General features: G+C 60.0%; 7 protein-coding genes. All 7 read right to left on the bottom strand.

The genetic code is table 11. The annotated features are described in order from the left end of the window. Positions 1–1,558 (bottom strand): GMC family oxidoreductase (locus RTS12_RS18690; RefSeq protein WP_312531206.1); only part of this gene is annotated, 1,558 nt, incomplete at its 3' end. A gap of 10 nt (positions 1,559–1,568) precedes the next feature. Further along, complete coding sequence (locus tag RTS12_RS18685) at positions 1,569–3,068, bottom strand: aldehyde dehydrogenase family protein (RefSeq protein WP_312531204.1); 1,500 nt, start codon at positions 3,066–3,068, stop codon at positions 1,569–1,571. A gap of 27 nt (positions 3,069–3,095) precedes the next feature. Beyond that, positions 3,096–4,133, bottom strand: coding sequence for an alcohol dehydrogenase catalytic domain-containing protein (locus tag RTS12_RS18680; protein WP_312531203.1), 1,038 nt, complete (start codon positions 4,131–4,133; stop codon positions 3,096–3,098). Between the two features lie 7 nt (positions 4,134–4,140). Next, positions 4,141–5,082 (bottom strand): ABC transporter permease, encoded by a 942-nt coding sequence (locus RTS12_RS18675; RefSeq protein ID WP_312531202.1) that lies wholly within the window; start codon positions 5,080–5,082, stop codon positions 4,141–4,143. Positions 5,083–5,089: 7 nt separating this feature from the next. Then, complete coding sequence (locus RTS12_RS18670) at positions 5,090–6,595, bottom strand: sugar ABC transporter ATP-binding protein (protein ID WP_312531200.1); 1,506 nt, start codon at positions 6,593–6,595, stop codon at positions 5,090–5,092. 7 nt (positions 6,596–6,602) lie between these two features. Continuing rightward, positions 6,603–7,568, bottom strand: a complete 966-nt coding sequence (locus RTS12_RS18665) for an ABC transporter permease (RefSeq protein WP_312531198.1) — start codon at positions 7,566–7,568, stop codon at positions 6,603–6,605. A 91-nt stretch (positions 7,569–7,659) separates the two neighbouring features. After that, positions 7,660–8,772, bottom strand: coding sequence for a sugar ABC transporter substrate-binding protein (locus RTS12_RS18660; RefSeq protein WP_312531196.1), 1,113 nt, complete (start codon positions 8,770–8,772; stop codon positions 7,660–7,662). Between the last annotated feature and the right edge of the window lie 133 nt (positions 8,773–8,905).

Genomic DNA, 8,905 nt, shown 5'->3' with positions numbered 1-8,905 from the left:
TGATCGTCGGCGCATTGGTGTTCGAGCCGACCAGCGAGGGCATGACCGAGCTGTCACAGATCCGCAGCCCGTCAAGCCCATGAACGCGCAATTGCGGATCAACCACCGACATCTCATCCCGGCCCATTTTGCAGGTTCCGATCGGATGATATGAGGTACGGCCATATTGGCGCGCATAGGCCTCGTAATCCGCCTGGGTCCGTACATTCGCATCGGGAAAGCGCAGCTCGCGGATGTATTTCTGCAGTGAATGCTGACTGAAGATCTCGCGGCTGATTTTCACCCCTTCGGTCGAGATGCGCAGATCATCTGGATCGGCAAGGAAGTTCGGATCGACCACTGGATTGTCGCGCGGATCGGCAGATCCCAGCGTCACCGTGCCCCGTGATTTCGGGCGCAACGTATAGCTGTTCAGCGTAATCCCCGAGGATCCTTTTGGGACTGACGGCACGCCGGCTTCGGCTCCTGCCCCTGCAAGGAAATGAAATTGCAGATCGGGACAGGGCGCGTTGGGGTCGGCGTACCAAAATGCCCCGCCCTCAACCACGTTCGAGGTCACCGGTCCCGAATTGAAGAGCATATATTGCAACCCGGCCCAGACCATCCAATGCGGCTTACCATAGCGATCAAGGCTTTCATGCCCCTTCAGCTCGGCCACAATATCGATGCCGAAATGGTCCTGAAGGTTCTGCCCCACGCCAGGCATATCCTGGACCACCTCAATCCCCTGACTGCGCAGATGATCGGCAGGGCCAACCCCGGACAGCATCATCAGCTTGGGTGAGCCGATGGCCCCCGAAGTCACGATCACCTCTTGCTCGGCCCGCGCCACGACCGGCGCGCCGTTTTTGCCCGCGATATATTCGACGCCGACCGCGCGGCTCCCCTCAAAGACCAGCCGCAGCACCAGCGCGTTGGTCAGCACCGTCAGGTTCGGCCGCGAGAGCGCCGGGCGCAGATAGCCGACAGCCGCAGAGCAGCGCCGGTTGTTGCGGATCGTCGTCTGATAAATGCCCGCGCCCTCTTGTCGCGCGCCATTGAAATCGGGATTATAGGGGATCCCCGCCTCTTGGCAGCTTTGGACGAAAGCCAGACTCGTGGCATTGGGGCTGGGCAGGTTCGACACGCCCAAAGGACCATCGGTGCCATGCCATTCGCCCGACAGGGTCGTGTTGCCCTCCGAGCGGTGGAAATACTGACGCAGGCCTTGTGACCCCCAGCCCTCAGCCCCCTCCTCGACCCAACGGTCATAGTCCGAAGGATGCCCACGAGTAAAAATCTCTGCATTGATCGAAGAGCCACCACCCAAAACCCGCGCCTGAGCATAGGGGATTTCGCGGCCGTTGGCGTGGCGCTGGGGGGCCGTCACCAGTCCCCAAGTCAGCGGTCCGGTCGTCATTTTAGCAAAGCCGACCGGCATATGGATCAGCGGATTGCTGTCGCGACCGCCCGCCTCGATCAGGCAAACCCGCGCCTGACTGTCTTCCGAGAGGCGCGCTGCCAGCACGCAACCGGCCGAGCCACCGCCAATGATGACGTAATCATATCCCTGCGCCACGACGCCTCCTTTACCCGATCCAATGCGAGCGTTTGCCGATTTCGACATGGACCGACTTGATCTGGGTATATTCCTCGACGCCGTAGATACCCGCCTCGCGGCCCCAGCCCGATTGCTTGAACCCCCCAAGCGGCATTTCCGGACCGCCCGCCATAATCGTATTAACCCAGAACCGCCCCGCGCTGACGCGCCGTGTCACGGTCAGCGCCTTATCCAGATCCTTCGTCCAAAGCGAGGCTGCAAGCCCGTAAACGGTATCATTTGCGAGCGCGATCGCTTCTTCCACGGTTTGAAAACGGAAGGATGACAGGACGGGGCCGAAAATCTCGTCCCGCGCGATGGCCATCTCGGGGCGCACGCCCGAAAAGAGCGTGGGCGCGATATAGCGGCCCGCGCCGATTTCCAAGATCTCGCCGCCGGTCAGCACTCGCGCGCCTTCCTGCCGGCCCTTTTCGATATAGCTCAAGATTGTGTCATTTTGCGCGGGCGTGGTGATGGCGCCAACTTGGGTCGCTTCATCAAGCGGATCGCCGATGCGGATGCGGCGCATTTTTTCGACGAGCAAACGCTCGAATTCATCCGCGACCGAAGCCTCGACAATCAACCGGCTCGAGGAAACGCAGCATTGCCCGGTGTTGAAGCTGATGCCAAAGGCTGCGGCATCAGCGGCATCCTCCAGATCGCTGTCGGCAAAGACGATGATCGGGTTCTTGCCGCCCAACTCCAACCCCAGCTTCTTGAAGTTGCTGTCAGCAGCCGCATGAACACAGGACCGCCCCACCCCGGTCGAGCCGGTAAAGGACAACATGTCGATATCGGGATGCTCGGCCATGGCCTGACCAATAGTACGCCCCGAACCCGTGACCACGTTATAAACGCCCTTTGGCAGGCCCGCCTCGGTTAGTATCTCGGCAAGGATCAGCGTCGTCGCGCTGGTCACTTCAGAGGGTTTCACCACCATCGTGCAGCCAGAGGCAAGGATAAAGGGCACGCGCTCGCACAGGATCAGGAAAGGGAAATTCCAAGGCGTAATCAGCCCGACAACGCCAATCGGCTCGCGCAGGACCATGCCGAAAAGCCCATCCCCCAGCGAGTTGAAGCTATCGCCGTGCAGCAGTCGGGCCGCGCCTGCAGCGGTCTCGAAACAGGCGATGCAGCCTGCAATCTCGGCGCGGGCTTGCGAAATCGGCTTGCCGTTTTCCAAGACCTCCCAATAGGCAACCTCATCGGAGCGACGACGCAGGATCTCGGCTGCACGCAGCAACACGCCCGCACGCTCAGCGCCCGAAATCCCGGCCCAACGGCGATCCTCGAAGGCACGGCGCGCTGCTGCGACAGCATCATTCAGATCCTCGGTGGTGCAGCGCGCGACCCGCGTCACCGGCACGTCATGCGCGGGCGAGCGCTGTTCGGCCATATCGCGGCCCTGACGCCATTCACCGTCGATGAAAAAGCCGAATTCGCGTGGCTGCTCGGGCAAGGAAAGTTTGCGGGCGTTCTGATCCATCATGTCAGGCTCCTCGGAAGTACTAAGCGATCAATTCTGCGAAATGACGATCTGGGTCTTAAGATCGGCGGGGCGCTCGGCCAGGGTCTCGAAAGCTTCCTGAATACGCGCCAGAGGATAGGAGGCCGTGGTAAAGGCCTCGGTGCGAAAGCGGCCATGTGCCAGCAAAGCCAGCGCATCATGCATATCCTGCCCCATCCCCGCGACCGAGCCTTTCAGGCTGTTTTCTTCAAGGATCGTGCGCAGGATCGGCACCGGCACGGCCTGATCGGGGCCAGTCAGGCCGAAAAAGGCGACATGGCCGCCCTTACGGATAAGATCGAAGGCGGTGGCGTAAAGCGCCGGATGGCCCACGCTTTCAATCACCAGGTCCGCGCCCCGCCCCTCGGTCAGCTCAAGTACCGTGGCTTTGAGTTCTGCAGGATCGCTGATTGCCGCATCAGCACCTGCGTCAAAGGCCATGGCGCAGCGCTCTGCGGATAGATCGGCCACGATCACAGGTGCCGCCCCCACCAGCCGCATCATCTGCACATGAAGGTTACCGACCGGCCCCGCGCCCAGAACGACCACCGATTGCGCGATCCCTGCCTGAGCCTTGCGCGCCGCGCGGACCACGCAGGCTACCGGCTCGGTCAGCGCAAGAATTTCAGGGGCAATACCAGCAGGCGCGGGAATGACCAGCCGTCCGGGAAGGGCCACAAATTCGGCAAAGGCGCCGTCGCGTGTAATGCCAAGTTGCACCATCTCGGGGCAATTGAGCACTTCATTGCGGCGGCACCAATAGCAATGCCCACAACCGATATTGATATCGGCGACCACCATCTGACCAGGGACCAGATGGGTTATATTCGCGCCGACCTCCTCAATCAGGCCGCAAAATTCGTGGCCCGGAATGATTGGCAGATCATCGGCCGCATAATGGCCGTGGAACATATGCAGGTCGGTGCCGCAGATGCCGGTCCGGATCACGCGGATCACCACCTCGTCCGGACCGATCTGTGGGCGGGCCACCTCGCGCAGCTCGAACTTATAAGGAGCGACGAGGAAAGCGGCTTGCATGGTTTTCATGGCAACCTCACTTCACTGTGCGGAGTTTCGAGCGATCAATTGTCAATGCAATCGCCGCAATCAGGACCAGACCGAACAGCATCTGCTGCTGCGTCGCATTGACGCCCAGATAGAGCATCGAGGCACGGATCACGGCGACGATCAGCGTGCCGATGAGCGTATTGAGCACCCCACCGACGCCTCCGGTCAAAGGCGTGCCCCCAACTAGAACTGCGACGATTGCGGGCAGCAAAAAGCCATTGGCAATGGTCGGCGCGCCCCCGGAAAGTTTGACCGAGAAAAGCAGCCCTGCAATCGCAGCCATTGCTCCGGAAATCGCGAAGGCGAGCATCTTGTATTGCCCGACATTGATGCCCGATGCCTTCGCCGCAGGCTCACCTGCGCCCACCGCTTTCAGCACCCGGCCAAGGACGGTGCGTCGCTCGATAAAGAGGCAAAGCGCCAACAAGGCCGCCGCCAGAAACAGCTCATTCGGGATGATGCCGGTATGGCCGATCATCCAGCCAAAGGTCGCGTTGCGCTGCTCGGCGTCCATGTTCAAGGCGCGGTTGCCCGACAGCCATTGCGCGACCGAAAAGCAAACCCCGCCCACAGCCAGCGTCGAGATGAAGGAGGGCACAAAGAGCCGGGTCGTCAAAAAGCCCGAAACCATCCCCAGACCAAAGCCCACCGCGATGCAGAGCACCGCCACCCATGCCCCCATCGAGGCAAGATAGATTGATGCAATGACCGTGATCATATTGGCCATGGACTGCACCGAAAGGTCGATCCCGCCGATATAAATCGCAAATGTCAGCCCCAGCGCCATGATGAACAAGGGCACGATATCGCCCGCAAGGCTCAAGAGGTTCGCGGGACGCAGAAAGTTCGGATCCACAGCCCCTACCACTGCGGTCAAGACCAGCAGGGTAATCCAGGGAAGATGCGGTTTGATGCGTTGCATATTCATCTGGGCCTCAGATCATGTGGTGGAGAAGGTCGTAAAGCGAAGGCTTGGCGCCCGGCTGACAGTCGAAACGGTGCTGGATCTCGCCATCCTTCAGAACGACGATGGTATGCGAGAGGCCGATGGCCTCCTCCAGTGTATCGGCGACCAGAACGATCCCGGCGCCGTCGTCGCTCATGTCGCGGATCATGTCATAGACGTCTTCCTTGGCGCCGATATCGAGGCCCCGCGTCGGATGGTCCAAGAGCATGATGTCAGATCCGCCCGAGCGCCACTTCGACAAGACAACCTTCTGCTGATTGCCGCCCGAGAGGTTGCCGCAATCGGCGTATTCGGAATGGGCCTTGATCGACAGTTTCTTGATCCAGTCCCTCGCCAGCGCCTTTTCGCGCCCAACACCAAGCACGCCTGCCTTCGAATAGCGGCCGAGCTGGGCCAAGGTCATATTCTCATAGACATTCATCCCGGCGACGATGCCTTCGATCTTGCGCTCACGCGGGACATAGCCCACGCCCATCGCAACCGAGCGGCGCGGATTGAAACCCCGAAGCGCTTGCCCCTTGATCTCGAAATGCCCCGAGACCGGAGAAAGCATGCCGTAAATCGTGCGCAAGATCGCTTCTCGCCCCGAACCTTCGGTCCCAACCAGACACAAAACCTCGCCCGGATGCAGCGCAAGGTTCAGCTTATGGGGACGGCCCGGCAGAACGATGTCGCGCATCTCGAACAGCTTGCGCGAGCTGTCATAGGTTTTCTGGCGCTGCTCGCGGTAATATTCGCGGTCAACATGGCGGCCGACCATCTTGTGCTGGATTGCACTCGCGTCAGCCTCGGCTTTGGTGACGACATCCATCACCTGCCCGTCCTTCATCACATAGATACGGTCAGAAAGCTCCATCACCTCATCCATGCGGTGGCTGACGAAGATGAACGAGGCCCGGCTGGTCAGTTCGCGCACCAGCTTGAAGAGAAGCTTCACCTCCTCCTCGGATAGGACCGAGGTCGGCTCATCGAGCAAGATGACCAGATCACCCTCGACCCGTTCCTCAAGCGTCAGCACCTTGGCCAGCTCGACAAGCTGGCGCTGAGCGAAGGACAAAGCCGACGTCACGGTTGCCGGATCAATGTCTAGCTTCACCTTGGCCAGTTGTTTTTTCGCAGCCGCTGCCATGGCCTTCCAATTCACCACACCAAGACGGGTGAACTGGGCTTCGTAGCCAAGAAAGATATTCTCCATCACCGTCAGGTTGGGGATCAGCGATTGTTCCTGAAACACCATGCCAACGCCGCGTTTCATCGCTTGGCGGGGGTTGGCGAAATGAACCGGCTTGCCGTCGATCAGGATCTGGCCGCCATCGGGCTGATAAGCGCCGTAGATCACCTTCATCAGCGTCGATTTTCCGGCACCGTTTTCGCCGACCAGTCCGACGATCTCGCCGCGCTTGATGTGGAAGTCGATGCTCTTGAGCGCATGGACACCGGGGAACTTCTTGTCGACCGAGCTTAACTGATACATGCCGACCTCACTTCGCGAAACTGACAAGGCGGCGGTCGGTGGATAGAACGACCGCGATAATAACGAGAAGGCCCAGCAAACCGTCTTGGAGGTAGTTGGGTAGACCGATGACAACCATGCCATTGCCGATGACATTGACTATCAGAACGCCGATGACCGCATTCATCACGCCGCCAATCCCGCCCCAAAGTGCCACACCGCCGACAACGACCGAGGTGATGGCCACAAACATCAAGTTCGCGCCGGACACCGATTCCGCCTGCCCCAGACGGGCCACCTGAAAGATCGCGGCAATTGCGTAGAAGACGCCAGCTAGCGCAAAGCCTGCCAAGCGCACGCGTCGCACATTCAGGCCCGAGGCATGGGCAAGCTCTTCGCCACCGCCAACGGCATAGAAATTGCGACCAAGGGTCGTGTGGTTTTGAATGAACCACGCCACCAGCACCATCAGCGCCGCGATATGGACCATTAACGGAAAGCCAAGAATGCGCCATGTAAGCAAAGCGCGGAAAGCATCGTCATCAATGCGGACGATATCGCCTCCGGTCACCAGAACCGCAGCACCTGTGCCGACAAAGCCCATCGCTAAGCTTGCCATGAACGAGGGGATCTGAAGGCGGACATGAACCATCCCGGTCAGCCATCCAAAGAAGGCACCGAAAATCAGGATTGCTGGAATGGCGAGCCAAGCCCCCGCGCTGAGCGAGCCGCCCAATTTCAGAAACAGCAGGCAGAACAGCACCGCGCATAGCGACACCGCCCCCTCCATCGACAGGTCAATCGAGCCCATGACGATGATGAAGGTGACGCCAAGCGCCACCATCATCGCCGGGGCCGAGGCAACCGCGATCCGGGCAAGGTTGCGTTGCGACAGAAAGGCTGGGTTGATCACTGTAAATAGGACCACCAACCCAACCAGCACAAGGGCCGGAGCCCATCGGATGATACTCTCGCGTGTGAGCTTCAACTTCAACGCAGTTCTCCTCAACACTGCTGGACCGACCGCGCCCTGAAGGGCGGCGGGGAGGACCGCAGAGCGGTCAACCCATCGATTTTTCAGAAAATCAGCGGTACTGGATCTGGCCGTTGCTCGGGCCCCAGAAATCGGTCCAGTCATATTTGGGTGTACTATCCAGATATTGCGCCTTGAAATCGGCGGCGTCTTTCTGGGTAATCAGGACGGTCGGGCCATAGAACTCGCGATGTGCATGCGGTTCCTCAGAGGGTTTGAACGTGCCAATGGCCGCATGATAGGCCAAGGCCGCCGCAATACCGCCGCCCCAATAGGGGTTTGTGAAAACGGTTGCCAAGATCTGACCTTCCATAACCAGCTTCACCGCCTCGGGATTGCCGTCATAGGACACAATCGGCATGTCGGTGATGCCCTCGGCGCGAAGCGCCTCGATCACGCCATAGGCGATATTGTCAGCCGCGCAATGAACGCCCGTAATCCGGTCGCCATATCGGGTCAGGAACGAGGACATCAACTCGGCTGCCTTGGTCGTGTCCCAATCGGCGGGCTGGGCATCCAGCAGCTCGATATCAGGAAAGTCCTTCAGCGCATTTTGCAGCCCGGCCAGCCGCTCGACCGCGGGATTGTTCGCAGCAATGCCGCCCAGATGCACAACCCCACCCTTGCCGCCCATTGCCTCAAACAGGATGCGCGCGGTCTGCTCGGCGGGCTGTTCGTCCGACCAGGTCATATGGCTGACGTAATTATCGCCGAAATCCCACGGATGCAGATCATCGGTCTTGTTCCAGATCGTCGAGATATACCCGCCCGCGGCCTGAACCGCTTCGACCACGGGCCGCGCGTTCGGGCTGTCATTGGGATCGCAGGCAATGGCGCAATTGCCGCCGGTCTTGGCGAGAAAGGCCTTGATATCCGCCAGCGACTTTTCCGAAGAACCCTCGCTGATCAGGTTGACCATGTCGGATTTGTTCCGGCCGATGGATTCAACGAAAGCCTCGCCCCCCGACACGACCGCATTCCAATAGGCCGAGGCACGGTCACGATAGCTCCAAGCGACGGCGGGATCGCTTAGCGCGGCTTGCGCCTGGCCGCGACCGAAAACGCCGGGCACAGCCATCGTCGCCACACCGGCCGCCCCTGCCAGCAAGAGCTTGCGACGGGTCATGACCTCACGGTTAACATAATCCTTGATGAACGTGGACATTCCTAGCCTCCCCATGATGCGCCGCCCGAACCTCTCCTCAGATCCGCAAGTAGCAAGCGTCAACGCTTAATGCACTAACTAGTTACTTTCCTGACGAGCGCGGAGTCAAGCGCAATAATTAACCAGTTAGTGC

Origin of the sequence: Paracoccus sp. (in: a-proteobacteria) (assembly GCF_032007265.1) — a bacterium.
In the GTDB taxonomy this organism is placed as follows: domain Bacteria; phylum Pseudomonadota; class Alphaproteobacteria; order Rhodobacterales; family Rhodobacteraceae; genus Paracoccus.
Note: the sequence above shows the minus strand (reverse complement) of the source record. Positions and strands in the feature narration are given on the sequence as shown.

Excerpts from the sequence above, each read along its gene's own strand:
- RTS12_RS18685 (WP_312531204.1), bottom strand. The coding sequence starts at position 3,068 with ATGATGGATCAGAACGCCCGCAAACTTTCCTTGCCCGAGCAGCCACGC.
- RTS12_RS18680 (WP_312531203.1), bottom strand. The coding sequence starts at position 4,133 with ATGAAAACCATGCAAGCCGCTTTCCTCGTCGCTCCTTATAAGTTCGAG.
- RTS12_RS18675 (WP_312531202.1), bottom strand. The coding sequence starts at position 5,082 with ATGAATATGCAACGCATCAAACCGCATCTTCCCTGGATTACCCTGCTG.
- RTS12_RS18670 (WP_312531200.1), bottom strand. The coding sequence starts at position 6,595 with ATGTATCAGTTAAGCTCGGTCGACAAGAAGTTCCCCGGTGTCCATGCG.
- RTS12_RS18660 (WP_312531196.1), bottom strand. The coding sequence starts at position 8,772 with ATGTCCACGTTCATCAAGGATTATGTTAACCGTGAGGTCATGACCCGT.